Annotated in this window: 25 protein-coding genes and 2 pseudogenes; 12 read left to right on the forward strand and 15 right to left on the reverse strand. The window is 46.8% G+C overall.

The window, feature by feature from the left end:
* Window positions 1-17: 17 nt before the first annotated feature.
* The 7 genes from DBQ51_RS16195 to DBQ51_RS16720 form a co-directional block, all read right to left on the reverse strand.
* Window positions 18-1,694, reverse strand: a complete 1,677-nt coding sequence (locus DBQ51_RS16195) for a recombinase family protein (protein ID WP_107632082.1) — start codon at window positions 1,692-1,694, stop codon at window positions 18-20.
* Window positions 1,695-1,729: 35 nt separating this feature from the next.
* Window positions 1,730-2,047 (reverse strand): hypothetical protein, encoded by a 318-nt coding sequence (locus DBQ51_RS16200; protein ID WP_107632083.1) that lies wholly within the window; start codon window positions 2,045-2,047, stop codon window positions 1,730-1,732.
* Window positions 2,048-3,388, reverse strand: a complete 1,341-nt coding sequence (locus DBQ51_RS16205; protein WP_107632084.1) for an FtsK/SpoIIIE domain-containing protein — start codon at window positions 3,386-3,388, stop codon at window positions 2,048-2,050.
* The gene (locus tag DBQ51_RS16210) at window positions 3,381-4,349 is read right to left on the reverse strand and encodes a viral replication protein (RefSeq protein ID WP_107632085.1); all 969 of its coding nucleotides are present in this window, start codon (window positions 4,347-4,349) and stop codon (window positions 3,381-3,383) included. Before DBQ51_RS16210 ends, DBQ51_RS16205 begins: the two co-directional genes overlap by 8 nt.
* A 153-nt stretch (window positions 4,350-4,502) precedes the next feature.
* On the reverse strand, window positions 4,503-4,823 hold the full coding sequence (locus tag DBQ51_RS16215) for a hypothetical protein (RefSeq protein WP_107632086.1): 321 nt from the start codon (window positions 4,821-4,823) through the stop codon (window positions 4,503-4,505).
* Between the two features lie 295 nt (window positions 4,824-5,118).
* Window positions 5,119-5,469, reverse strand: a complete 351-nt coding sequence (locus tag DBQ51_RS16220) for a hypothetical protein (RefSeq protein WP_159068218.1) — start codon at window positions 5,467-5,469, stop codon at window positions 5,119-5,121.
* Window positions 5,470-6,513: 1,044 nt separating this feature from the next.
* Window positions 6,514-6,681 carry a hypothetical protein gene (locus tag DBQ51_RS16720; protein ID WP_159068219.1) on the reverse strand — a complete coding sequence of 56 codons (168 nt, stop codon included), beginning with the start codon at window positions 6,679-6,681 and terminating at the stop codon, window positions 6,514-6,516.
* A gap of 573 nt (window positions 6,682-7,254) precedes the next feature.
* Here DBQ51_RS16720 and DBQ51_RS16230 point away from each other — a divergent pair.
* Complete coding sequence (locus DBQ51_RS16230; RefSeq protein ID WP_159068220.1) at window positions 7,255-8,529, forward strand: restriction endonuclease subunit S; 1,275 nt, start codon at window positions 7,255-7,257, stop codon at window positions 8,527-8,529.
* Here the strand turns inward: DBQ51_RS16230 and DBQ51_RS16235 are convergent.
* On the reverse strand, window positions 8,522-9,121 hold the full coding sequence (locus DBQ51_RS16235) for a restriction endonuclease subunit S (protein WP_107632090.1): 600 nt from the start codon (window positions 9,119-9,121) through the stop codon (window positions 8,522-8,524). The genes DBQ51_RS16230 and DBQ51_RS16235 overlap by 8 nt on opposite strands.
* Before the next feature lie 62 nt (window positions 9,122-9,183).
* On the opposite strand from DBQ51_RS16235, the gene DBQ51_RS16240 reads away from it, so the two are divergent.
* Complete coding sequence (locus DBQ51_RS16240) at window positions 9,184-9,993, forward strand: tyrosine-type recombinase/integrase (RefSeq protein WP_107632091.1); 810 nt, start codon at window positions 9,184-9,186, stop codon at window positions 9,991-9,993.
* A 37-nt stretch (window positions 9,994-10,030) separates the two neighbouring features.
* On the opposite strand, the gene DBQ51_RS16245 is transcribed toward DBQ51_RS16240, so the two are convergent.
* From DBQ51_RS16245 to DBQ51_RS16260, 6 genes are all read right to left on the reverse strand, one after another.
* Window positions 10,031-11,617, reverse strand: coding sequence for a restriction endonuclease subunit S (locus tag DBQ51_RS16245; RefSeq protein ID WP_107632092.1), 1,587 nt, complete (start codon window positions 11,615-11,617; stop codon window positions 10,031-10,033).
* Entirely contained in the window at window positions 11,617-13,044 is a 1,428-nt protein-coding gene (locus tag DBQ51_RS16250) for a class I SAM-dependent DNA methyltransferase (protein ID WP_107632093.1), read from the reverse strand. Before DBQ51_RS16250 ends, DBQ51_RS16245 begins: the two co-directional genes overlap by 1 nt.
* Window positions 13,041-16,301 (reverse strand): type I restriction-modification system endonuclease, encoded by a 3,261-nt coding sequence (gene hsdR, locus DBQ51_RS16255; RefSeq protein ID WP_107632094.1) that lies wholly within the window; start codon window positions 16,299-16,301, stop codon window positions 13,041-13,043. Before hsdR ends, DBQ51_RS16250 begins: the two co-directional genes overlap by 4 nt.
* Before the next feature lie 263 nt (window positions 16,302-16,564).
* Window positions 16,565-16,633, reverse strand: a complete 69-nt coding sequence (locus DBQ51_RS17650; RefSeq protein WP_407923283.1) for a hypothetical protein — start codon at window positions 16,631-16,633, stop codon at window positions 16,565-16,567.
* 89 nt (window positions 16,634-16,722) lie between these two features.
* Entirely contained in the window at window positions 16,723-16,896 is a 174-nt protein-coding gene (locus DBQ51_RS16910; protein ID WP_199855203.1) for a hypothetical protein, read from the reverse strand.
* Window positions 16,897-17,019: 123 nt separating this feature from the next.
* Complete coding sequence (locus DBQ51_RS16260; RefSeq protein ID WP_107632095.1) at window positions 17,020-17,262, reverse strand: helix-turn-helix domain-containing protein; 243 nt, start codon at window positions 17,260-17,262, stop codon at window positions 17,020-17,022.
* A gap of 111 nt (window positions 17,263-17,373) precedes the next feature.
* Here DBQ51_RS16260 and DBQ51_RS16265 point away from each other — a divergent pair, with 111 nt between their 5' ends.
* Window positions 17,374-18,576 carry a hypothetical protein gene (locus DBQ51_RS16265; protein ID WP_159068221.1) on the forward strand — a complete coding sequence of 401 codons (1,203 nt, stop codon included), beginning with the start codon at window positions 17,374-17,376 and terminating at the stop codon, window positions 18,574-18,576.
* Complete coding sequence (locus tag DBQ51_RS16270) at window positions 18,573-19,196, forward strand: hypothetical protein (protein ID WP_107632097.1); 624 nt, start codon at window positions 18,573-18,575, stop codon at window positions 19,194-19,196. Before DBQ51_RS16265 ends, DBQ51_RS16270 begins: the two co-directional genes overlap by 4 nt.
* A gap of 456 nt (window positions 19,197-19,652) precedes the next feature.
* Here the strand turns inward: DBQ51_RS16270 and DBQ51_RS16275 are convergent, their stop codons facing one another.
* Window positions 19,653-19,766, reverse strand: coding sequence for a small, acid-soluble spore protein, alpha/beta type (locus DBQ51_RS16275; protein ID WP_107632098.1), 114 nt, complete (start codon window positions 19,764-19,766; stop codon window positions 19,653-19,655).
* 524 nt (window positions 19,767-20,290) lie between these two features.
* On the opposite strand from DBQ51_RS16275, the gene DBQ51_RS16280 reads away from it, so the two are divergent.
* From DBQ51_RS16280 to DBQ51_RS16915, 8 genes and pseudogenes are all read left to right on the forward strand, one after another.
* Complete coding sequence (locus DBQ51_RS16280; protein ID WP_107632099.1) at window positions 20,291-21,250, forward strand: DUF6017 domain-containing protein; 960 nt, start codon at window positions 20,291-20,293, stop codon at window positions 21,248-21,250.
* Window positions 21,251-21,274: 24 nt separating this feature from the next.
* The gene (locus tag DBQ51_RS16285; protein WP_004611927.1) at window positions 21,275-21,493 is read left to right on the forward strand and encodes a DUF5348 domain-containing protein; all 219 of its coding nucleotides are present in this window, start codon (window positions 21,275-21,277) and stop codon (window positions 21,491-21,493) included.
* A gap of 93 nt (window positions 21,494-21,586) precedes the next feature.
* A complete protein-coding gene (locus tag DBQ51_RS16290) occupies window positions 21,587-22,069 on the forward strand; it encodes a PcfB family protein (protein WP_044477106.1) in 483 nt (160 codons plus the stop codon).
* Window positions 22,066-22,365: pseudogene (locus tag DBQ51_RS16295) on the forward strand (conjugal transfer protein TraG); the annotation flags it as partial. The gene DBQ51_RS16290 and the pseudogene DBQ51_RS16295, both read left to right, overlap by 4 nt.
* Before the next feature lie 55 nt (window positions 22,366-22,420).
* On the forward strand, window positions 22,421-24,271 hold the full coding sequence (locus DBQ51_RS16300) for a recombinase family protein (protein WP_199855204.1): 1,851 nt from the start codon (window positions 22,421-22,423) through the stop codon (window positions 24,269-24,271).
* Between the two features lie 79 nt (window positions 24,272-24,350).
* Complete coding sequence (locus tag DBQ51_RS16305) at window positions 24,351-24,566, forward strand: transposon-encoded TnpW family protein (RefSeq protein ID WP_107632102.1); 216 nt, start codon at window positions 24,351-24,353, stop codon at window positions 24,564-24,566.
* Window positions 24,567-24,700: 134 nt separating this feature from the next.
* Entirely contained in the window at window positions 24,701-24,997 is a 297-nt protein-coding gene (locus DBQ51_RS16310; protein WP_107632103.1) for a hypothetical protein, read from the forward strand.
* A gap of 130 nt (window positions 24,998-25,127) precedes the next feature.
* Window positions 25,128-25,315: pseudogene (locus DBQ51_RS16915) on the forward strand (hypothetical protein); the annotation flags it as partial.

Raw genomic sequence — 25,315 nt, forward strand, 5'->3', positions numbered from 1 at the left:
TATTTGCGCAGGCGATTTTAAAAATTACTGGATGCTGGAAGCTGTTGATTTTCTTCCGTATCAAGCTCGCCAATGAAACGGTAAAAGATGCGGATGCACTGCCGATAGGGCGTGTTTCGATGCGTTGCTTTGCTCAGGCCGTTTTCAAATTCCTTCGGCCCGACCTCAATGCGTTCGATAAAAGTCAGCAGCGTCTCGCGATCGAGTACATCAATTTGGCTGTATTGCTTGGCCAGCGTGAAAAAACGTTGATAGCGTTTGGCCGTGTTCTCAGCGTCAGGGCTGACTTGCGCAAGAGCGGCGATAGTGGCCTGATGTGCGGCGGACTCCTGCTCGAGCGCAGCAACCATACGCGTCAGACGGTCATCGTCCAGCCTGCCTTCGGCATTGTCTGTGTACAGCTTGGCGACGACTTTATCGATCGTAAGCAAACGGGCTTGTGCCTGCTGCAAACGAGCCTGCCGTGCGGTTGCTTCGGATATCCCTTTCTCTTTTTCCACTGCTGATAGGGCGAGCGCTTCAGCCTGTGTGTCGTCCAGCGCGAGCAGCTCGTTGAGATCGCGTCGGACAACTTCGGCCAGATCGGCGTACTTGACGCGCACGCCGGCACAACGATTGGCTATATCGCTTCGCTGGTGCGTACAGGAGAGATACCAGTACTTCTCCCGCTCACCTTTGTAGACCGTACCACAGGAACAGAGCGCGTGTCCGCACCGAGCACAGAACACCAACCCCGCAAAGATGCTTTTGCGTATTGCGCTGTCGGTCTGATTGAGCCGTCGTCCGCGGCCCAGATTGCGCTGTGCCTGCTCAAAGAGCGGCAGCGTGATTAAGGCAGGGTGGGTATCGTGTGTGACCGCCCAGTCTTGCTTTGGAACAGCAATTTTCTTTTTGGATTTGACACTTACCTTGCGGCTTTTCCCCAGCATGGTATGTCCGAGGTAGACCGGATTTTTCAGGATGCGCTTGACTGTGGTATAGTTCCATAAATCGGAAGCCCGCGCTGCACCCTCAGGACTGAAATCGTCACGGAACAATACGCGGTACTTTAGTGGCGGGATTACACCGTCTGCATTCAGGTCAAGTGCAATTTTTCGAGAAGAATCCCCAGAGGCTGCACGATCGAAAATACGCTGCACGACAGGCGCAGTCTGTTCGTCAGGGGAAAGGCGATTTTTGTTCATTGGATCCTTGCGATAGCCGTAGGGTGGGCAGGCGCAATACTGTCCGTTTTCCCGCTTGCTGCGCAACACGTCCTTGACCTTACGCGAACCGTCGCGCAGGTAAACCTCGTTCATTGCAAACTGGAACGGCGCCATTACATTTTCATGTGCCGTATCAAAATTGTCCGCAATCGTTAAATAACGGATACCGCGCTCAGGGAAAAATTGCTCGGCATAGTAACTAGCTTCGCGCATGTCACGCCCAAGACGGGACAGGTCTTTTGTGATGACCATGTTGGCTTCGCTGGCATCGAGCTGGCGCAGCATATCTTGAAATGCAGGACGGTCGAAATTGCCGCCGGAATAACCATCATCCACAAATTCGCGCACCAGTGCGATCCCTTGACGTTGACAATAATCGCGAATCATTTGCCGCTGGTTGGCAATACTGGACGATTCGCCGTTTCGCGCTTCTTCGTTGGAGAGACGCAAATAAGCAAATGCAAGTTTTAAGTTGTTACCGGTTCTCATATGTGAACTCCTTTCGGAACCGGCTCACAAATGGATTATACAACTGTGCCGGTAGGTTCGTCAATATACTGTGCCATGTCAATCTCCTTCAATATGCGTTCCTGAAGCAGGGCGTGGGCAGAATGATTTCCGATATACTGACGGCTTATTTGAAAGGTCGCTGGCCCAAGATGGACGGATGATTCCCGTATCTGGTACGGTGTATGGTGAGCGTGTGTGTTCATTTTTATACCTCCTTGCAGCCAGTTTGCGGTATTACCGAAAAAATTATTCAGGAATTCATACAATAGCAATGTAGTTAATCCTCTGGGCAATAACGCCGGCTCAGGTGCATTATAGGTCAGTTTATCCATTCAAAACATCTCCTTAGCGTCGTCGAACCAGTAGGCTTGAAATACTGTGCCGTCACCCGTGAGGAAACGGCCTTGGGCGTCGTGCGGAATCCGGTTGCTGGCATCCGTGTTGTCCAGGATGATCATGGACAGCACGTTGTCTGCACGGCCGCAAATGCGGTAACCGATATTATTCCTGATCTGTCCGGACAGGATATTCGCGTCCGGCCGCTGGGTGGAGAGGAACAGGTGGATGCCGAACGCACGCCCTTGTCGGGCGATAGTGGACAGGCGGTTTTCAATGCGGGCGACCTGTTCCTTTTCTGCCTTGGTGAGTCCCGTCTTGTCCAGGATCTCCGCGACCTCGTCTACTGCGAATACGATGCGGTCCATCGGGATCGACTCATGGCTGTTGTACTCATAAATATTTGTACACTCTGCCTTCCCGAGCAGGTCTTTGCGCTGTCCCAGTTTTTCAGCTACACTGTCCAGATAGGCTATCAAAGTGTCGCGGTCGAGGATCAGCTTGCAGTTTGGGTGTTTGCGCCAGCTGCCGCCAAAATCCACACCGCCCTTGAAATCTGCGATCGTGACGTTGATATTGGGCTGCTTGAGGCATTGCATCAGCATCAGCTTGAGGAGAACGGATTTGCCCGAACCAGTCCCGCCGCCCAACAGCACATGCGGGATCAGGTTGAGGTCGAGCGAGACTGTCCCCAGCAGGCTTTCGCCGAGCACCAGTCGGCAGGAAGGGAAATCGCTTTGCAGATATTCGTCTTTCCACCGCAGCATCTTGGGCAGGCCGCTTTTGGCAGGAACGGTAAACAGCCGGATGCGGCGCTTGCCGTCGCTCTCCTGAATATCTGCGATATGGACATTCAGCGCGGTTTCGATATCCGCGCTTTTCTGTTCCCATACGGATTTGGGGACGCCGCAGGCGAGAAATTCGAGAACCGTGATCTTGCTGTGTGCATCATCCGTTTCATCTTGACGGACAGTAACCAGCAGCGGTACTTCACCGGCGTGGTTGACCAGCCCAATGCGTTGCAGGTTGTTCTGGATGCTTTTCGCCCTGGATGGCGTGCCGGCCCACATGATGAGCACTGCCAGCCCGCCAAACACAAGGATCGGGAAGCAAAGGCTGAACGCGATCCGGCTGGCTGCATCGAAAATATCCGGCCCGCTGTACGCAAGATCCCATGGGCGGATGATGCTGAACAGCAGCGCGGTGAGCAGATAGAGTACCAGCACTTTCAGACGGTATTGGTCTGTCCAGATCTCCTTGAGACCGGTTTGAAACAGAAGTAGCATATACTTACGCTGCGTTTCCTGTTCCAGCAGATTGCGTTTTCGGTTATCCATCTTCCAGCATCCACCTCCATTCGCTGACGGGTCGGGTGATCGGTGCGCCGTTCTCGCGGTACTCGGTGAAGGTGCGAATGCGGCGCAGAAAGGCTTTCCACGTTTCCGGGTGATACTGCTGTACCGCCTGATACTGGCGGCTGAGCGGCAGGTTAGAGGTGATATACACCTTGGTGTAGCACGCGACCTTGTCGCTGTACCGCGCGGGCAGCATGAGCGGATAAACATCCAGCAAATTGAGCATTTCCTCGATTGGGAGCTGCGAGGCGAATTCCTCAAACACGATCACATCCTGCCCGTGATAATCGTCGAAAGAGACGCCTTTGCCGCTCCGGTAATTGGTCACGCGGTAAATGTCGCGTGCGCCGTGCCTACGGTAGATACCGCGGGTCTTACCCGTACCTGTCGCGCCGTAGATGTACTGCACTTCTACCGCACGGTTCTGCTCGGCATATTTCTCGGACAACAACGTCTGCCGAAGCACATCAATTTCTTTCACCCTGAACGCCAGCTTGGGGTTCTCACGGATGATCTGCGTGGTTGTCTTACCGGCTGTAATATCTTCGAGCAGGGCGGACATTTCCGGGGCTTTTTCGTTTTGTGGTTCAGGCATATGCCCGTATTCCTCAAAGCTGCCCGCTACCGCAGTTTCTGCCTTGTCGGTCTCCGCCCATTTCCCGCCCTTTTGAATGTAGTCACGGTTTTCCTGTGCGCTCCCGTATGCCTTGTCGATGTGCGCGGTCGGAAACAGGTTCTTAACAGTCTGCCAACGTACCGGTGAGGGACGGTACAGAAAAACATGCGTGTGATACGTTCCGGTTGTCGCGGTCTCGTCCGCCATGCAGTAATACGCGGGAGACAAGGCTTTCAGGAGTGTCTTAATTTTCTTGTGCGTCAGTCCACAGTCCAGAGGGCTGTTGATTGTGAGCAGGTATTTTCGGCTCTGTTCGTTCTTTGCCATGTTCACCACCTTGCGTGTTCACAAATTGCTACATGCTACAGCTATGCCCTAAGGTAATACTAACTTAGGGCATAGGCGGCGCGGCCGCCGGCCGCAGGGGGACTTTTCACGGAAGGAAAAGCCCTCGCCCCTGACGGCCCGCGGCCTGCGCCGTCAGCCCTTGCCAGCGTTTACCGCAGCGATACCCTTGGCGTGTGCGCCCAGCTGGTACTCGCCGCTTGACCAGTACAGATACGGTTCAAGGCCATCAAAGCGGACTTCGATGAATCCGTCCGGTGCGTCCATCTGCTGATTGCCATCAATGCGCACGTTGATTTTGTCCAGCCCCTTGTCCGGCAGGGCAACCGTATAGCGGTAGCCCGTGACCGTATCCGTGCGCTGGCCGTTCTGATACGCATACGACGGGATAACGTCCACCAGCCAGAAACGCTTGCCCAGGCTCGCGGGATCGATAATTAAATCGGAAAGCTTCATGGTAAAACTGCTCCTCCATTCTGAAAAGATAAAATGTTGATATTCTTCCAAACCGGTTTGTTACTGTAAGGATAGCAAAACCGGATGCGGAAATCGTCTCTGAAAGTAAGACAAAAACAGCCTTTTTGGAGGCGTGGAAGAAGATGATTTGAATGTTTTATGGAGATAAAACGTGAAAAGCGAATAATCTGCACAAAACCGGAAACAATCCGGCGTATTAAATTTAGATTTTTATTTTTGAAAATAAAAAGCGGCCGCATACCATGTAAAATCGGTATGCGGCCGCTTTTCGGCTTTAAGCCGAACCTAAAAGATACTTTGAGATATCCTCCAGATCGCTTAGCAATACGGCAAGAAACTGGTTGGCATCCTCTATGGATATGCCGGAGTGCCTGCTGATAAGATAAGCATAGGCGAAATGTATCCGGTCCGTAGGGTCGAGCGCTCGGCCTTTTGCGCGCAGGAAGGCCGTTGACTGCTCCAGATCCAGACCGAACGCCACGCAGACCGTGACGAGGATGCGCAAGGAAAACCGCTCATCCGGCTTTTTCAGCCTGTAGTAGATATTTTTGTCAAGGCCTGTCTTATCGCAGAAAGCAGCACAGTTCCAGCCTTTTGCTTTCCGGTAAGTCTCAAATTGCTCCACGAAATTTTTGTTCATGTCTAAAGATAAAGCATATTGGCGCCGATAGGCGTCCAAAAGCTTTTCTCTATCCACTTACTATATCCTGATCTCGTTACTGGTTCTGGAGCCGGAGGGAAGAAACAGGGCGGTTGGTTTGATATCTGACAAACAGGGAAAATACAAAACCCATAATGTCCCCTCCTCTCTTGTGAAATGTCGAAGGTGTTGCAGCAACTCCTCCGGCACCAGAACGAAGTTTGTTGTCCGTATGCAGAAAAGGACATAAAACTATCCTTGCAGTTTCATGTCCTTGATTGCTCTGTGTTTATTGTTTTACAACCCATAAGGCATATTGCAACCAAGACAAATTATCCGGACTGCACCTCGCTTTGAACGGATGGGCTATAACAACAAAAATTGAAATATCAGTAAAAAGCTGCTTTATAATCTTGAACAACCCAGACAGGCATACTACCCCCTGGGCGGCTTACTCTGACACATATTACTCTGACCTGATTTCATTTTATCCTTTTATCCATGCTTTGTAAAGTGGAGGTTTCCTCCACAAAAGAAGTCAATAGAAATGAATAGTATCTTCTCCATATGTAAGCATTTTTAAAATCTCAGCTTCTCTGTTGGTCAGTGAATAATTTTTAACTAATGCGTCAATCTTGGCGCTGTTTTCTGTCGTATATTTGTCTTTCTCGTCTGCACCGTAAATCTCGCGGTACATTTTAAGCGCCAGATGATCCTTTAACAGGTCCAGAACATATTTATCCCTTTGTGAAAAATCTCCGCTTTCTTTCGCTCGAAAAAGAGACAGGGTGCCAAAAGCCTATTTTTATAGGATATGAAAAGTATCAGAGAATACTCAATACTCTTAGGCCGCAGGCCCCATCTCTATCATAAATATTGTTTTTATATCATCTTTGGACAAAAGTTCCGACATGATAAAAACTTTATTTTGAGAAGTGGAATATATCCATGTAATAAAGTCATATTTTTCGAACATTTCATGATAGTCGTCAAGAGCGCCGGGGGCGAATCCATAGGATACGGGTTCTTTCACATAAGAGGCGTTTCCGCTGTCGTCTGCCAGGTAAAAACTGGCTTTGTCATAAGAAATTTGACATCTTTTAGCATTTTGCTGCGCAGATCAAAATCTCCGCGGGTACTATGGATATTATAGATGATTTGGTTCAGAAGCAGCCACTCATTTTCAGAAAGATACATACCGTTTCTCCCCCATGATGTTTACAGAACATATAATGAATGGTGAGAAGTTCGCCGCACAATTTTTCGCAATTATTAATGTGTTTATCTGCCTGGGAGGGAGCTTTGGCGCGACTTTTGTAGGTTTATTTACGACAGCACTGGTTCTTATAACATTGCATGGGTAATAATGCTGTCTATAATGGCTTTGGGCGGTATCGCCAGAGGTTGGTGTTCTTCGGATAAACGCAAATATAATCAATACTATTTTAAAGGAAAAAAGCAATAGTGCGTAAAAACACTTTCCGCATTAAGTTGCGGAAAGTGTTTTTCTTGTGGACGTGTATAAGGCGTGATGCCTTGCTTGGGAACAGGCTGCGCTAAAGAACGGCAGCTATTACCGGGGGAAAGAAATGCCTGTATCGGACGGAGATGCACTTTGCTACGATTGACTTTTCACGCTTTTAACAGAGAATTATTCAATATGTTTTTGCTTGCAATAGTTTGCATTATGAGAAGTTAGCTGACGGTAGCATAAAATGTATTGAGGATGAGATCCCGTTTGACCTGCCGGAGGGCTGGGCGTGGAGTAGGATGGGCTCCATTTGTGAATATATTACAAGTGGTTCCCGTGGTTGGGCGCAATACTATTCCGATACTGGAAGATTATTTCTTCGCATGGGCAACCTCTCCAGAGACTCGTTTGAACTACGGATGGATAATCTCCAAAGGGTTGATTTACCCGACAATGCAGAGGGAACCAGAACTCGTGTAGCAGAAAATGATTTGTTGTTTTCAATAACAGCAGAGATTGGTATGTTGGGACTGATTCCTGCTAATTTCGAGGAGGCGTATATCAACCAACATGTCGGTTTGATTCGCTTTCTTAAAGAAGCACAAACCAAATACTTCCCATATATTCTTATGTCTGCGTTTTGCCGAGATCAGTATTATACGGTTCAACGCGGAATGAAGAATAGCTTTAGATTGGACAATATTCAGAATATTTTAACTCCTGTACCCCCTTTGGGCGAACAGATTAGAATCGCAGAAAAGCTCAGTAGCATCTGGCTACATATTCAGCAGATTGATGACGAAAGCGAAACGGCAACTGACATCATTTCCAAAGCTAAATCCAAGATTCTCGACCTTGCTATCCGAGGCCAGCTTATTCCGCAGGATCCGAATGACGAGCCTGCTTCTGTGCTGTTGGAACGCATCCGGGCAGAGAAAGAAGCGCTTATCAAGGCAGGCAAAATCAAACGGGACAAGAAGGAATCTGTCATCTTCCGTGGTGAGGATAACTCTTATTATGAGAAGATTGGAAATAAGGTCAAAAATATTGATGATGAGATACCTTTTGAACTGCCAGATGGATGGGCTTTCGTAAGACTGAAAGAACTGTGGGAACTTATTTCCGGACGAGATCTTGCTCTTTCCGAATACAATGTTGACCGTGTAGGTGTTCCTTATATCACAGGAGCCAGTAATTTCGTGGGTGGTAAGGTGGAATCGGTAAGATGGACAACTTCACCACAAGTGATGACGGAAACTGGCGATTTGCTCCTCACTTGTAAAGGAACTATTGGGAGAATAGCATTCAATGATTTTGGTAGTGCGCATATCGCACGCCAAATCATGGCTATCCGAAACAAATTTGCGTTGAATTCGGAGTATCTTGCACTTTGCATGGTTTTCTATATCAATGCTATAAAAAACGTAGCAAAAGGTCTTATTCCTGGTATTTCAAGAGAAGATATCCTGAACTTACTTCTGCCTGTTCCATCGTTGAGTTACCAAGCAAGAATTGTTAAGCGAGTAGCAGCATTGACCGCCAGTATTAGTTCGATAGAAAAGAGCCTCAATTGAGGCTCTTTTCTATCGCAGTTATAATTTCAAATAGTTGTGATACCTTCTCAAAAACCCGTTTTTGTTCTTTGATCGGAGGTAGAGGAATTATCGTTTCTGCCATTTCAGAACCGGAGATTTCTTTGAATGTAGTACCGGTTGCCCGTTGAACAATATCATCTGTTCGGGCTTTAAGACTATAATACAAATAAGGACTCATAGCAAAGTCATAAGGGACTACAGACTTAAAGCCTTGGTTTGTGGAAATAGGGTTAGCGGCAATTGCAATATAACCTATTGGCGCACGGCTTGAATACAAGACCGAATTGGCTGGTAGAATTTGAGCAGAAGAAAACTTTAAGCCAATCTCTGTGATAGCTCTGGCACCGGCAGAAACATACATATCTTCATAGCCCCTAAAATCAGCAGGTGTCAACCATGGAATATTTCCGTCCCAGTATTCAGTAATATTAGTTTTCGGTGTTCCTCCACCAACAATTTCACCAATATGCTTTAACCTTACGAATATCCATGAATCAGGCAAATCAAACGGCAGTTTACTATCAATACATCGAATTTCATCACCAATCTTCTCATAATAAGAGATAGTCACATATTTCCCTTATAATATTTGTGCGATAAACTCGCAAAAATATTATTAGGAGGCATCTTTTTATGAAGACAAACGAAACGTTTGAGCAACACCTGAGAAAGAGTAATCTTTCGGAGAACACCATCCATTCCTATCTCTGGACGGTCAACTTCTACTATGCCCACTACGATGAAATCAGCAAGGAAAACCTACTGGCCTACAAGGGGTATCTGATGGAGTTCTTCAAATCCAAGACCGTCAATCTACGCATTCAAGCGATGAACAAGTATCTGGAGTTCCTGCACAAGGACCGTTTTCGGTTAAAAGCTGTGAAGGTACAGCAGAAGAACTTTTTGGAGAATGTAGTCAGCAATGCTGACTACAACTTCTTGAAAAAGCAACTCAAGAAGGACGGAAACATGGAATGGTACTTCGTGGTCTGGTATTTGGCTGCGACTGGGGCGCGCGTGAGCGAACTGATCCAAATCAAAATCGAGCATGTGGAGCTCGGCTATTTTGATCTGTACACCAAAGGCGGAAAGTTACGCAGGCTGTACATACCCAGAAAGTTAAGGACGGAAACTCTTGAATGGCTGGAGGAATCAAACCGTGCCTCCGGCTATTTGTTTTTGAATCGCTATGGGAAGCGTATTACCACCCGTGGCATCTCCCAGCAACTCAAAAACTATGCCGACAAATACGGACTGGATAAAAAGGTGGTATACCCGCACTCCTTCCGTCACCGGTATGCCAAGAACTTCTTGGAGAAATACAATGATATTGCTCTGTTGGCAGATCTGATGGGCCACGAGAGCATTGAAACGACTCGCATTTACCTTCGCAGAACAGCCAGTGAACAGCAGGCACTGGTTGATAAGATCGTCACATGGTAAAAGGAACAGCCGCCTTCTTCCGAGGGCGGCTGCTCAATCAATCACATAGAATACTATCAAGCAGGCTAAATATCTGGTTCAGCCTATCTACAATGCGATTTTGTTCTTCTATTGGCGGTAATGCAAATGGGATAAGAGAAAGGACGTTTCCAGTAAGATGTTTGATTGTTACACCTTTGCAAAGCGACTTGATAATTCCGCGACTCTCGTAGTACATCATATAGTACATGAAATAGAATGGATTACATTCTCCGTAGAATCTAACTCTATGCAGCGCATTCTGGTAGAGGATTTTCTGCTCATTAGACCATACACAGCTACGGCCAACATCACCGCCCTCACAGATGAGAAGATCATTTTGTTCTACCGTATACCGCTCAATTTCCTCTGGCTCGAAACGCATTTCTTTCAAGTCTGTCAAATCCACTCCATTCCATCGCACATTAACGCTGCGAAGATACGGATGGTTTGCTCCGGTATTTTTTGCGCTATCGAGGGTTTTCCCTAACTCTATTTTTGCAATATTGAATAAGGAACACCATTCCCAGTTGTCCAAAAGTTCAAAAATAAACTGGTTATCAATGGCTTCAGTGTGCATATCTTGACGGATATAATAAGAGTTATCCTCACCACGGAAGATGACAGATTCCTTCTTGTCCCGTTTGATTTTGCCTGCCTTGATAAGCGCTTCTTTCTCTGCCCGGATGCGTTCCAACAGCACAGAAGCAGGCTCGTCGTTCGGATCCTGCGGGACAAGCTGGCCTCGGATAGCAAGGTCGAGAATCTTGGATTTAGCCATTGCAACATAAGCCGCTAACTGATCTTGTTGATTCGTAATTTCGGCAAAGTAGACATCAGCGGAGTATATACTATTGATAATTCGATTTTGTTCATCACATGGAGGCACAGGTAACAATATGCTTTTGAGAATCGCCTGATTTAGATTCAACATTGTGTTACCGATTGAGTTGCCAGAAAGATATGTAGCTGAGTAAGAAGAGCGTAAACAGACCGCAAAATACTCGGGAAACAAGGCCGATGGGAAGCGCAAGACGAAGCTGCCTGTGCCGCATAACCAGCCATCCTGTTCAGGACAAACGACTGCACATCTACCCATGTCACCTCTACGCGCAATTATTATATCGTTTGGAACAACTTTGAACGAAGCGAGGCGTTCAACTGTCTCACTCGACACCTGCATTTTATCGATGGGAATTATCTTACCATCAACAATATTCATAGGGTTAATTAGTGGAATTCCGTCTGTAACATAATCGGACTTATGCAGTGAGCTACCAAAAGGTCCTGTGATAAACGACTTTATCAAAGAACCTAATCTACTCCACGCCCAGCCCTCCGGCAGGTCAAACGGGATCTCATCCTCAATACATTTTATGCTACCGTCAGCTAACTTCTCATAATGCAAATTATCCTCACTAACGAAGATAATGGTATCATTTTTAATATCCTTTGGTTTGAGCTTTCCATCTTTGACCATCTGCTGTTTCTGCTGGCGAATACGCTCCAAAAGAATTGATGCCGGTTCATCGTTTGGGTCCTGCGGAACCAGCTTGCCGCGGATAGCAAGGTCAAGCACCTTCTGCCGCAATGCTTTTGTATCCATTATTCATCCACCTCGCCAATCAATTTCTCCAGCTCAGCCACGGCCTTGGCAATGTTGGTGGACTTTTCTTTGATTTGTTCCAGTAGTTCGGCAAGCGTATAATCTTCCGTCCCGCTATCCGTCTTCATCCAGGTAATATCCAGACTGGTCTTATCCCGTGCCAGAATTTCCTCATAGGTAAACTTACGCCATCTGCCGTTTGGATTGTCCTTACTGTAGGTTTCGGTACGGGCGGATAGATCGCTGTCCTTATAGCATTCAACAAACTCATTAAAGTGGCTCTCCTTTAGAGGATTGGTCTTGCCAAAAGAGGGCATATCGGAACGGAGATCATAGAACCAGATTTCACGGGTGTTGCCTTTATCCTCGCGGCCGCGGGTAAAGAACAGTACATTGGTCTTGACACCTTGGGCATAGAAAATACCGGTGGGCAGGCGCAAGATAGTATGGAGGTTACACTTCTCCATCAAGTCTTGACGGATGCGCTCACCATCACAGTCAGCAAACAGAACATTATCCGGCAGAACGACAGCCGCACGGGCTTTGCCTGTTTTGTTCAAGCTGCGGTAGATGTGCTGGAGAAAGTTCAGCTGTTTATTGCTGGTGGGAAATGTAAAATCATCACGGGCAGCCCGTTCTCCGCCCTTCTTAGTGCCAAAAGGCGGATTGGTCAAGACAACATCATAGCCTTTCAGTTCCTTGCCAAAGTTGGAAAGAGTGTCGCCGAGATAAATGGGACCGCTGATATCGTGTAGCATGGCGTTCATCAAGGCCAGACGGTGGGTATCATGCACCAGCTCACAGCCGGAAAAAGCCTGGGTGCGCTGGAATTCCTGCTGGTCCACAGGCAGTTCAAACAGGTCATCGGTGCGATCTTTCACATAGCGGTCGGCTGCAATCATGAAACCAAATGTGCCGCAGGCAGGGTCATTGCACCGCTCACCAGGCTGAGGTGCAATAAGCCGGGTCATGATATTGATGAGGACGCGGGGCGTAAAATATTGTCCGGCACCGGACTTCTTCTCGTTTGCATTTTTCTCTAAGAGGCCTTCGTACAGATTGCCCAGCCCCTCTTCCTTAGCAGTATACCAGTCAAACTGGTCGATGGTCTGGATAATCTTCTCCAGGTTCTTAGGCTCGTGGATGTTGCTTTGTGCGCCCTGATAGATCTCGCGAACACGACCGGTGCAGCCACCCAGATGCTCCAGCAATTCCTTATAGAACTTCTTCAGTTCCACGCCTTGCTTGGCAAGAAGTTTGTCCCAGCGGTACTGCTCCGGGATAGCACCTTCGGTACCAGTTTCCTTACACATCTTCAGGAATAGGATGTAAGTCAGTTCCGTAACATATTGATGATAAGTAATGCCGTCATCCCGCAGCACATTGCAAAGATTCCAGAGTTTTGCTACGATTTCCTGATTGTTCACGCTATGTGTCCTCCATCTTCATAGAGATACTCGTTCAGTTCCGTCATAATCTCACGGAGTTTGCCACCGAAGCGGCGGTCAATAATGGTAAAGCCGCCAGCATTTCTAAATGCGCCGACCTCAAAGATTTGTTCATCTAGGACACTTTCTTCCAGCAACACCTTCTCAATACGTTTCAGCCAGTCAAGTTGGGTCTTGTTGAAATCATGGTTGACCCGCAGCTTTGCAAAGGCATGATTCACTCTCTGTTCATGACTGACGAGAATAGAACCAAGAGCCTGCTGACGAATAAAAGCAATGATGTCGGCCACAATGTCTTGATTGGTCATCTCGTTCCACGCAGAATTCAACTGCTTCTCCGTAAAGTCGTGGCGGTCAAGTTCCAGCTTCAGGCTCTTAAGGGCCTCCCTGGTGAGTTCAGAAGGCTTAGTGCAGACTGTACGCAGAGCTGCAATGGCATTCATATTGTTGTTGATAAACTCCTTAAAGGCTTCCAGATAGTCCTCCGGCTTCTGACCTTCGCCATAACCACGGGTATGGTCAATCAGTTCGTCCTTGTGGTTATCGATAACTACTGGGCGCTTGCGGTGAGGCTTGTCTTTATCCAGTGCAGAAAAGGCTTCCCGATGACGGATCAGTTCTGCGGCTGCTTCTTTAATAGTGCTATTGTTGAGATACTCCGCAAAGGCAGTGAGATCCTTGCCGCCGGTGAGGTGGGCAAACTGCTCCAATGCCTTCTTACTCACATTGCGGCGTTTGCGCTGCAGTTTGGCAACGATAAGGTCAATTTGATAGGCAAGCTGTTCATCAGTCTTCGCTACTTCCAGTCCCTTCATCAGATCCTCGAAGCTGGCAGAGGGATTGGTGACAACGGGCTTCATATTGCTGACATCCTGCAAGGATTCATAAACGCCCACGGGATCGTAAATTTCGAAATGGGTTTTGCCGATAGTAGGACACAGCCTGGTGGCACGGCCCAGCATCTGTTCGAACAAAATACGGGATTTGATGCGGCGCATGAAGACCAGCGTAGTGATTTCCGGCACATCAATGCCAGTGGTTAGAAGATCAACTGTGACCACGACCTTAGGCAAGGATTCATTCTTGAAGCGTTTGATTGCTTCGGAGATTTTCTTCTTGTTGCCACCCGCGATACTTCCGGTGATTTTCATAACCGTATCGTTGTCAACGCCGCCTTCAGCATAGATTTCTTTCAAAATCTTTACGATGAGGTCAGCGTGGTTATCATCGACCGCGTAGATAAGGGTTTTGCCTTGACCGTCCGGATTGAAATCCCAAGCAATTTCCTCAAAAACAGCCCGGTTGAAGTTTTCGGTAATGATCTGCCGGTTGAAGCTTTCAATTTCAAACTTCATGTCGTCTTCCAGTTCAGCACTGTTGAGAACATCTCCGGTAACGGGATCATAGATAACAAGCTGTTCGCCTTTCTTGTAATTGATACCCTCCACACGCAGTTTGGTGCGAATATTGTGAGGCGCATCGTGGTCGACCAGATAACCGTCAATAACGGCTTCGCGGTAAGAATAATTGAAAACAGGCTTTCCGAAGATCTCAGTAGTGTGCAGTGCAGGAGTTGCGGTCAGTGCAATTTTTACGGCGTCAAAGTATTCGATGACGGTGCGGTATTTGCTGATATAGTCATCCTGGTTACGGTAGAGCATCTCGGTTTCGCTCATTTCCTTGTCCAGAATGTATCCACGGTGTGCCTCATCAACTACGATCAAATCGTAGTCAGTCACAGAGAGCATCGTGTCGCCTTCGGGATATAGGATGCGCTTGACGAGACTCTGAACCGTTGCGATATGTATTTTCGTTTCTTTGTCAATTTCCTTTTCATCCAGCCCCTTGATGTTATAGATGGAATCCAAGGTCATCAATTCTTCGATTTTGACTTCCTTGAAAACATCTTCGGCCTGCTCACCAAGAGCGGTACGGTCGACCAGGAACAGAACTCGCTTGAAACGGTCGTTCTTAATGAAGCGATAGATCATACCAAGGATGGTACGGGTTTTGCCTGTTCCGGTAGCCATAGACAACAGAACAGTCTGTTTTCCATCGATAACAGCCTGCTCTGCGGCTTCAATGGCAGCAATCTGATATTTATGCAGATTCAGGCCGTCCGGGTCGCGGAGCAAATCGAACGGCGTATTCTGAAGCGCAGCATTTGCGGCAGCAATATCCTTTTCAAGTTGCTCCATCAGTCCCTGAGGGCTGATCCAGCCTTGCAGGGCTTTAGGTGCATTGGCTCCGCTGCGCAGGTCCAAATACCAGATGCCAGATTTGGTTTCGATCTGCTTGAGATACTTCCGGCCATTGGTTGCAAAAACGAAGGGGACTTTATATGCTCCCCACTGATTGATGATGTACTCTCGGTGTTCAGCTTTGATTCCCTTAGCATATTCCTTACACTGATAGTCGATCACAGAGGGAATATCGACAGCCGCTTTTTTGGCTTCCACAATGCCAACAAGCTTCAACTCGACAAACAGAGCGTAATCTGCGTAACCGTTCTTACCTATAGCGGAATCTGTAGGCCACTCGGCAATGGCAAGATTTCTGCCCTTTTGAGGGCGGATTCCCTTGGAATAACGCAGATGATTGGTGTCAGCTTCCCAACCATATTTGCGAAGCTGCTCGTCAATCAGATAGCGAGTTTCTGCCTCGGAAAGCTTTATGCTCTCAGACGCAGTTTCACCCTTTTCCGCTCGTTCCTTGGAAGTTTTGGACGATACCGCGGTAGAGACCGACTCGACCTGCTTGGAGAGCGCGGCAATCTTTTCCTCCTGCTCTTTGATAATGGCCTCGTAGTTCGGCTGCATTACCTTTTCAGGCATGACAAAAGCAGGGGCGATATATCCCCAATCTCCATATACTTCCATAAACCAAACTGCGAGGTTGTAGGTCATAGTGAGGAGAATTTTGGCGTCCTCCACAGAGTCGGCGCCCGCATGGACAGCGTCATTTCGGGTCTTACGAAGTGCATACAGAATATCGTCGATTTTCTTAGGAATCAGGCCCTCCTGCTTCAGCAGACGAATTCGGTTTGCGTGGGTATTATCGAGGGCGGGTTCCTTGATATGCTCAAAAGCAAAGATTTCAAGAATCAGACGCTCACCAAACATGCCTAGCTTATACAGACAGGCGTTAGCATCAGAATAGACATATTTCTCCGCTGCTGCACCAATTTGTGCCAACGCAGGCCAGTATCTGTTGAGAAATCCAAAGTTGGATTTCATATGCGCCCTCCTAACTTTAGTAATGCTTTTGATAATTTGGTATTATCGAAAGTTCATATGATTAATTTTACCAGAATCTTGTCGTAAATTCAATTTGAGAATATGCATTATATGTATGGGTTTTGTCCTGCTGGCTTTTATCACAACTTGTTTCCCTTGTTTACTGCTACACAAAATCTGAACTAAACGCAAAAGCTATCTATGAATGTTGCGGAAAGTTGTAGTAGATATCCCTTTTTCGTGCTGCGTGTAGCAATAAAAGACTACACCTGTCGGTGCGTTAAATCGGTCAACTTCACCTTTCTCAGTGCGGGGAGAATATGGTTATCCAAGGTCTGTCAACAGAGAAGTATAAAATAAACAGCGATATCCGACATTTTCGTCGTGGATACCGCTGTTTTATATCACAAAATATCTATAATTATTTTTTCGGTCGTATCGCCCCTTGCTCCTGCTCGATTTCATTCAGATGCTTCAGCAGGACATACTCGATATAGTTTGTCATAGAACGATGCTCATTGCTGGCCAATATCCCTATTTTATCAAATACTTCGTCAGAGAGCCGCAATGTAAAAACACGCTTGTTTGTTGCCATGATAACCTCCGACTGATGGAATAATTTTATTGTAGAGCAATAAGGGAAGTATTAATACGGTCTCTTGACAACTAAGTGATATCACTTTATATTATAAATATAAAGAAAAACATGATATACGGGTTATTTGATTTCCTGCTCTAAACCGCGAAATAACTCTGAGTGAAAGAAATCCTCCACAGTGATATTTAGCCCGTCGCAGATTTTTTTTATAGTAGAAATCGTGGTGCTGTTATTTCGACCGTTGACGATGTTGTTTACCGTAGATTGCGTTATACCACTCATGGTACATAGCCTATTGATCGAGATATCATAAGTTCTGCATAGCTCCAAAATTCGTAATTTTACCGCCTCACCGATATTCATGGGTAACACCTCAAAATGAGGATACCCATTTTTATTATTTAAGTTTAACTCTTTAGAGTTAATAAACTAAAAAGAGTTAAACTCATGTTGCACTTGAAAAAGAGGGATAAGATGGCAGTCTGTACTTTTATTGGGAATAAAAAGGTTTATGACCGAGGTCTCTATAAACGACTTGTGGAAACTATTATTGGATTAGCGCAGCAGGATGAAGAAGTAGAAATATTATTTGGTGCGCATATTTGGCCCAGCGATGCTTTTGATTCTTTCTATAATTTATCCCTCATAGCCGCGTTGGACGCGAAAACGCTTTTATCAAAAAAAAACAAGGATAAAAAAGTCATAATAACATGGCTTGTAACCCAGCCAGCATATGCGGACTTTATACAGCAATTGAAACAGGGTAAAACCGATATGCCAGCCTGCATGATTGATAAGGTTGCTATAATGCCTGCTCCACTTTCAAGTAAAAGGCAGGGAAGGGGCGGCGTAAAAGTCGATCCCCTTGATCGGTGGAGGATACAGCAATGCACGCATATCATAAGCTATCTATATCGTGATCTGTTTAGTAACAACGAGCTGTATGAGTATGCGCAGAAGTTGGGGGTGCCAGTGCTTGATATTACGACTGCGGCAACTGCAGAGATCATACAGGCAGGTTATTCAGCCTTAACGACGCAGGAGCGTACCATTCTTGAGGAACGGAAAGCAGGGCATTCATGGCGTCGGATTAGTGACCTGATCGGGAAATCTGTGTCGGGTGTACAGTGGACAGGGCAGCAGGCTTTGAAAAAAATTCGTGCCGAAGCAATAAAGAATACGCGGACGGCTGAAAAAAGCAGGGATGCTTCTGAGAAAGAGCCTGTATGCAGTATCTTTTTGCTTGAGCCAGCCAACTATGAACGGATGTGCCTGTTTAAGCATTGCGTGAGATTCCTGATAGATAAGTATGGTGTCAGTCAGTTTCGCATTATGGAAAATATCTGTGTTTCTGCTTATATGTATGTGCTGAAAGAATTTTTCGGAAGAACTGAGATTACAGTGGTTACCAACTACCCTGAAATGTCGGGGGAGGATTGGGAAAAAGTCAAAGCACAGTATATCCCGCCGTGTCATGCTGTGGAAAACATAATGACAGAAAAGAAAAGTATCTATCAGGAAGTGACGGGTATTCTGGAATATATGATACAGGATGCGGAATTTTACATTTGTGACCTGTCAGGGAATTCAGATGCAGACGGGTTTATCAAAGGCTGCATTGCCAATACATCAGCAGTAATGTTGTTTAATATTGGAGAAAGGTATCGGGAGGCATGAATTATAACGCTCTACAAAGGCTGATATTTCATACTCGTATGGGCTTGCAGGAGTTTTTATACAAATGCGGCTGGCGAAAACCTTTAGATATGGAATTGGAGGACTGCAGAGAAGTCGAAGCGCTGACAGATCAGCCTTTTTCAATCAATGAAGCGAAAGACGGCGATCTCCCTATATTAGATTCGCGTCGGACAGCGCTTTATTGTGGTAATGGCAAGCTCAGAGAATGTAATTTTATAAATGCAGTTATCAAACGAAAAAACATTATCAGGGCATACCGCTGGATGAAAGAACGGGGGTTTCACACATATATTGTTGATTACGCAACACCGTTTGGCTGGCTTGCCCTGGAAACCTTGGTTGATTTACGAGGAATGGGGGAACGGTTCGACCTGTATGTATACAGGGGATTGGTGCATCAGCGCCGAAAAAGTTACAGACTGATACCTGAAACGGGGATAGAACGGATTTTTACCATCGCAAAGGCAGATTATCGGTATGATTTGTACGGAAATGAATTTGTAAAAGTGATATTACCGCATGTTGGGGCAATATGTAATTGGCGTGGTATCAGGATAGCGCGTTGTTTTGCCGTATCCGAACCGCTCCAAAAGTCTTAGAAAGCGCACTGGTTTGCACCCATTTAGGGCGACAAGGAGAGAGAGACAGTTTGGTTCGAGCGTAATATCCTTGTGATAAAAGCGGCTGGTACCGGTATACGCATTGCGCGTTTCCTATAGCTTATGCTGCATTTTAGGTTTTCGGAGTTGATCATTGATGCGCCAAACACCAAATTTTAATAAAAGTCCGTGTCTTGCGCTGACGGCTTCTGGAAATAGAAATCGTGCAGATGGAAAAACTGCCCTGCATACGAAGTTTCGTGTACAGGGCAGTTTTTCATTTTCTCTTTGTCATACGGCAAATAAAAGGCAGGTAATTACTTTTTGCGTAGCACCATAATAATTTTTGTGATTAATTACGAAGGAATCTGATAGTATTCATCGTAGAATTTTACGCTTACGTTGATCCTACCGCAGTTTTTGTTGTGAGCCGGTATGTAGTGGTTTAAAGTTTTTTTAAGATGGGATAGGGACAGCGACCTCTGCTGCCGCTTCCATCTTAAAGCGGTCCATTGCAGCGCGGGCTTCCGGTACCATACCCTGATTAGAACCATTTTTTGTGTTAGTCATGATTGTTCTCTCCTTTTCGATTTCGTTTTTTTGTTTAGTGGGTTTTGCTGATAGTATCTTGTGCGGTAAAACGCATGATATGACTTGAAATTGCTGCTCTTCATGGAAAAAGCTGAGTGATTTGAACGAAATTAGTTGATTGTCTTGAAAAATGCTTGATTTACGGGCATATTCGCAGGGTTGCAGATTGATTTTACTACTCATTTACTACTTTTAACGAATTGAGCCTTGATATGCAAAAAACACCTGCGGGCTGCCGGATAGACCGCTGCACCACCTTACGCGGCACGTCGAAAAGAAAAAATAAAATAAGCACCACCTATAAGGCGGCGTTTCTCACTCCTACACAGGAGAACAGGAACGCTGCTTTTTTTATGCCCTCATGTTACGCAGTAAGGGCAAACAAAGCCTTGATTTATGCGGCTCTTAGCGCGCGGAAATGAGAAGGACAAGGGTTGATACCTTTTCCCTCAAAACCGCGTTTCTACTGCGTAACAAATCCAACGAAAAGGAGTGACGAAGCTATGGCAGTTTTCCGCGTGGAAAAGAACAAAGGTTATACGGTTATGAGCAACCACCATTTACGCAACAAGGAACTTTCCCTAAAGGCAAAGGGCTTGTTGTCGCAAATGCTCTCACTTCCCGAAGATTGGGACTACACCCTTGCAGGACTGTCCCTTATCAACCGGGAAAAAATTGACGCTATCCGGGAAGCAGTACGGGAACTGGAAAATGCCGGATATATACAGCGTTCAAGGGAACGTGATGAGAAAGGACGCTTACGCGGTACAACGTATGTTATCTATGAGCAGCCGCCTAAGTTGGATTTACCTACATTGGAAAAACCAACATTGGATAATCCAACATTGGAAAAACCTACGTTGGAAAATCCAACGCAATTAAATAAAGAACTATTAAAGACTAACTTACCAAAAAAAGAAAAATTAAATGCAGATATATCAAGTACCCATTCCATTCCTTTCCGTTCCCTAAATCCCTCTCCCTTAAAGGACGCGGCACAGCCGCCGGAACGGAAGCGAAAGGAAACGGAACCGAGCGCATTTGATATTTATGAGGAAATCATCAAGGACAATATCGAGTATGACATACTCATGCAGGATAACCGCCTTGATAAAGACCTCATCAATGAGATTGTGACCCTCATACTTGAAACGGTCTGCACTAAACGAAAAACTATCCGTATCGCCGGGGACGATTATCCGGCAGGGCTTGTCAAGGCAAGGTTTATGAAACTTGACAGCAGCCACATTGAATTTGTCCTTGCCTGCATGAGCGAGAACACCACCAAAATCCGCAACATCAAACAATACCTGCGGGCGGTGCTTTTCAATGCCCCGTCCACTATGAACAGCTACTATACGTCCCTTGTAGCGCACGACATGGCAAGCGGCGCACTGGCACCGAAGAAGCCGCAGTTTGGCGACCCGGACTATTATTCTTGCAACGAGGGCGAAAGCCTGTAAACCAACCCAAAGGAGGATTTGATTATGACGCAGAAAACAGGAGCTTTGATTTTTGATGAAACCGCTGACCGCTACGACATTCGCTTTGACGTAAACGACTATTACGGGGGCTTGCATTGCGGCGACTGCATGGAGGTTTTTGTACGCGGCAAATGGAAGCCAACCCGCATGGAGTACGGGGACAACTGGTATCTTGTGGGTATTCGGGCGGCAGACCTTTCCGGGCTGCGGGTACGGATTTAACAGGGCGGCGTGAAAGCGGACGCTCTTTTTTCATGCCCGCCCCGCTTCCCGACGGCGGGCATACCACCATAGAAAGCGAAAGGAGGACATCCATTGCAGGAGGAAACCAACGAAAAGACCATAGCCCTTTACATCAAGACCGGGAAACTGACCGCGCAGCAGCTCCAAAAGGCTATGAAAGCCCTGCTTGCACAGATGAAAAAGCAGCATGACAAACAGAAAATCCCGCATGGAAAGCAGACACTAAAGCAGCTTATGAAGCAGAACGCGGGCGTTTCCAACATTGAAATCACAAAGGACAATATCAAAGCCTTTGAGAGTACGGCGAAAAAATACGGGATTGATTTTGCCCTAAAGAAAGACAGCACCGAAACCCCGCCCCGCTATCTTGTGTTTTTCAAGGGACGGGACGCAGACGCACTGACCGCAGCTTTCAAGGAGTTTTCCGCAAAGAAGCTGACACAGGAACAAAAGCCCTCTATCCGCAAGCTGATTGTTTCCCTCAAAGAAAAGGCGGCGGCTCTGAACGCACAGCGGGACAAAGTAAAAAACAAAGACAGGGGGATTGTAAGATGAACGCTATCAACTGGAAAAAGCTGTTACTTCCCAACATTCCCTATCTGCTCTTTGTGTATCTCTTTGATAAAGTCGGACAGGCGGTATGCCTTGCGCCGGGGGCTGACCTATCCGGCAAGGTGCTGTCGCTTGGGGAGGGCTTTTCTATGGCTTTTGCAACCCCACTTCCGAGCCTTGCCCCTATGGATTTACTGATAGGGATTTTCGGCGCGGTGCTTATCCGGCTGATTGTCTATGTAAAAGGCAAGAACGCGAAGAAATACCGCAAAGGTGTGGAATACGGCTCTGCCCGCTGGAGTGCATAATCTTAACTGTAAACAACACCTTTATAGACGCAGGAGGGATATGCACATGAGCAATTACAATAAAATCACAGCCCTTTATTCCCGCCTATCCGTAGGCGACGAGGACAGGGACGGCGGCGAGAGCAACAGCATACAGAACCAAAAAATCTTTTTGGAGAACTACGCCAAAGGGCAGCACCTAACCAATATCCGGCACTACATTGACGACGACGAAAGCGGCAGGTTTTTTGACCGTTCTGCTTACTCCCGCATGATTGAAGATGTGGAAAGCGGAAAAATCGGCGTGTGTATTATGAAAGACCTTACCCGCTGGGGGCGCGACTATCTCCAAGTCGGCAACGCTATGGAGATTTTCAGACGGAACAATGTGCGCTTTATCGCAGTCAACAACGGCATAGACAGCGAAAACCCCGACACATTAGAGTTTGCCCCCTTTATCAATATCATGTCGGAGTGGTACGCAAAGGACATCAGCAAAAAAGTGAAAACGGGCATTAAGACCAAAGGCATGAGCGGAAAGCCAGTTGCCACCGAAGCCCCTTACGGCTATATCAAAGACCCGGACAACAGGGATTTTTGGATAATCGACGAGGAAGCCGCCGAGGTTGTACGCCTTATTTTCCGTCTGTTTTTGGACGGGAAAAACCGAAACCAAATCACCGTATATCTGACGCAGGAGCAAATCCCAACCCCCACTTTCTACATGAAAGACCGCGGGCGAGGAACTTGTAAAAATAAGACGCTCAACGAGGATAACCGTTACAAGTGGAACAAAGCCACGCTGACCCATATCCTCACGCGGCAGGAGTATTGCGGCGATGTAGTCAATTTCAAGACTACAAAGCATTTCCGAGATAAGAGAAACCACTATGTAGACAGAAGCCAGTGGCACATCACAGAAAATGTGCATGAGCCGATTATCGACCGCACCGACTTTGAAAATGTGCAGCGGATTTTGGAAAACGCACCTGTCAAACGCCCCAACGGGGACGGAGAAATCCACCCTCTGTCCGGCTTGCTTTTCTGTAAAGACTGCGGCGCAAAAATGCACATTCGCATAGATTACAGGAACGGCGGCAAGCGCCATGTTGCCTATTGCAGCGAGTACCACAAGGGAAAAGCCAAAAATCCCAAGTGCAGCTCTCCGCACATCATGGACGCGGATCTGCTTATGCAGACCGTCGCAGATGTGCTGAAAAAAATCGCGGAATACTCTATCAGCAACCGGGCAGAGTTTGAAGCCTTAGTGAAAAAGAGCCTTGCCATGCAGCAGACCGACAAGACAAAGAAACAGCAAAAGCGTATCCCGCAAATCACGACGCGCCTTGAACAGATTGACAAGGTGCTGAATAAACTTTATGAGGACAACGCGCTGGGTACTATCCCACAAGACCGCTATGAGCAGATGTCGCAGAAGTATTCCGAAGAATACTACTCACTGAAAGCCGAGCTTGAACAGCTTAGGGAGCAGCTATCCGCTTTTGAAAACGCGGGAGGACGGGCGCAGAAGTTTGTAAAGCTGATAGACCGTTACGCTGACTTTACCGACCTTACCCCGACTATCCTCAACGAGTTTATCAGTCGGATTGAAGTGCATGAGCGCGACAAGAAAAGGGCAAAACAGGCTATTCAGCATATCGGGATATATTTTAACCATATCGGCAGATTTGAAAATGAACTGACACAGCTTGCAGAGCCGACAGAGCAGGAAATCCGGCAAATGCGTGAGGAAATCGAAGAAGCAAGAAAGGAAAAGAACCGAGCCTACCACCGCAACTATTCAAGAGAATACCGGGCGAGAAATCTTGAAAAGCAACGGGAGTATGACCGTATCAAAGCGCGGGAATATCGAGCGAAGAAAAAGGCGCAGGCTGCCGCCGCACTGTCCGCACCATAAAACAGAATAGCAACATCAGAGAGGGATTTTCCGAACTACGGGAAGTCCCTTTTTTACGCCCGGAGAAAGGAGCAACCTATTGACAGAAAAGAAAGGAACACCCACCCCGCCGACCAAGCCGGACGGAATTATCACGACACAGAGGAACGGGCAGACCATTGTTGCGGAGCTGTTTTTCAATCCCAACGGCACAGAAACATTCTCCGACAAGTTGCTGAAAACGATACTTGCCGACAGTCTGCGTTTTTCTGCGTCTGACGGTCAAGAGCCGGAAAAAACAGAAATCTTGCGATAACAGCCGCCCCGACGATACATTCCCCGTTTGGGCGGTTTTTATCGTCAAAAACGCCGTTTTACCCAAGTCAAGAGTCGAGGAAAACACCCGAAAAATGCCCCTATTGCGTAACAGGGGCGCAGAAAGGAGCTTGCATGAGAACAGGGCTTACCAAACAGGAAAAGACCACTGATATATGGTTTGACGAGAAAGACCTCCTTATCCATATCCGCACCCACAACACCAACCTCAAAAAGCGGCTTGCCGCTTATGCCGAGCAGTACCCCGACGAGTGCTGCAAGACTGACACAGACCCCGAAACAGGTTGCATGGAGTTTGATATTGCAAAGGGGCGTTTCTCTTTCCGTCTGACCGCCCCATACAGCGAGGAACGCCGGGAAGCAGCGCGGCGGTACGCCAGAGAGAACAACGCCGCCGACAGGCTAAAATAATGTAGATACAAGCACAGGTATTCAGGTAAATTGAAGAAAAACTTAATAATATGCGACTTTAATTTTGGCTCACGATTATGTATAATATACTTGAAAACAATTTTTGATAGCAAGTAAAGGAGTGAAAAAAATGCTACCAATTTCTGACATTATTATCCGTTCGATTAGCGGGTATGTGTTTATAGTTCCAATTCTCATATTGTATTTTTTATATCTTAGAAAATCGGGAAGAGAGCAAAGCCTTCTTCATATTGCTGCTGTATTTGTGTTTTGCTATTATCTATTTGGAATTTTAACCGTAGCAGGTATTGGCTATAC

Origin of the sequence: Agathobaculum massiliense (assembly GCF_900291975.1) — a bacterium.
Classification (GTDB): Bacteria; Bacillota; Clostridia; order Oscillospirales; family Butyricicoccaceae; genus Agathobaculum; species Agathobaculum ammoniilyticum.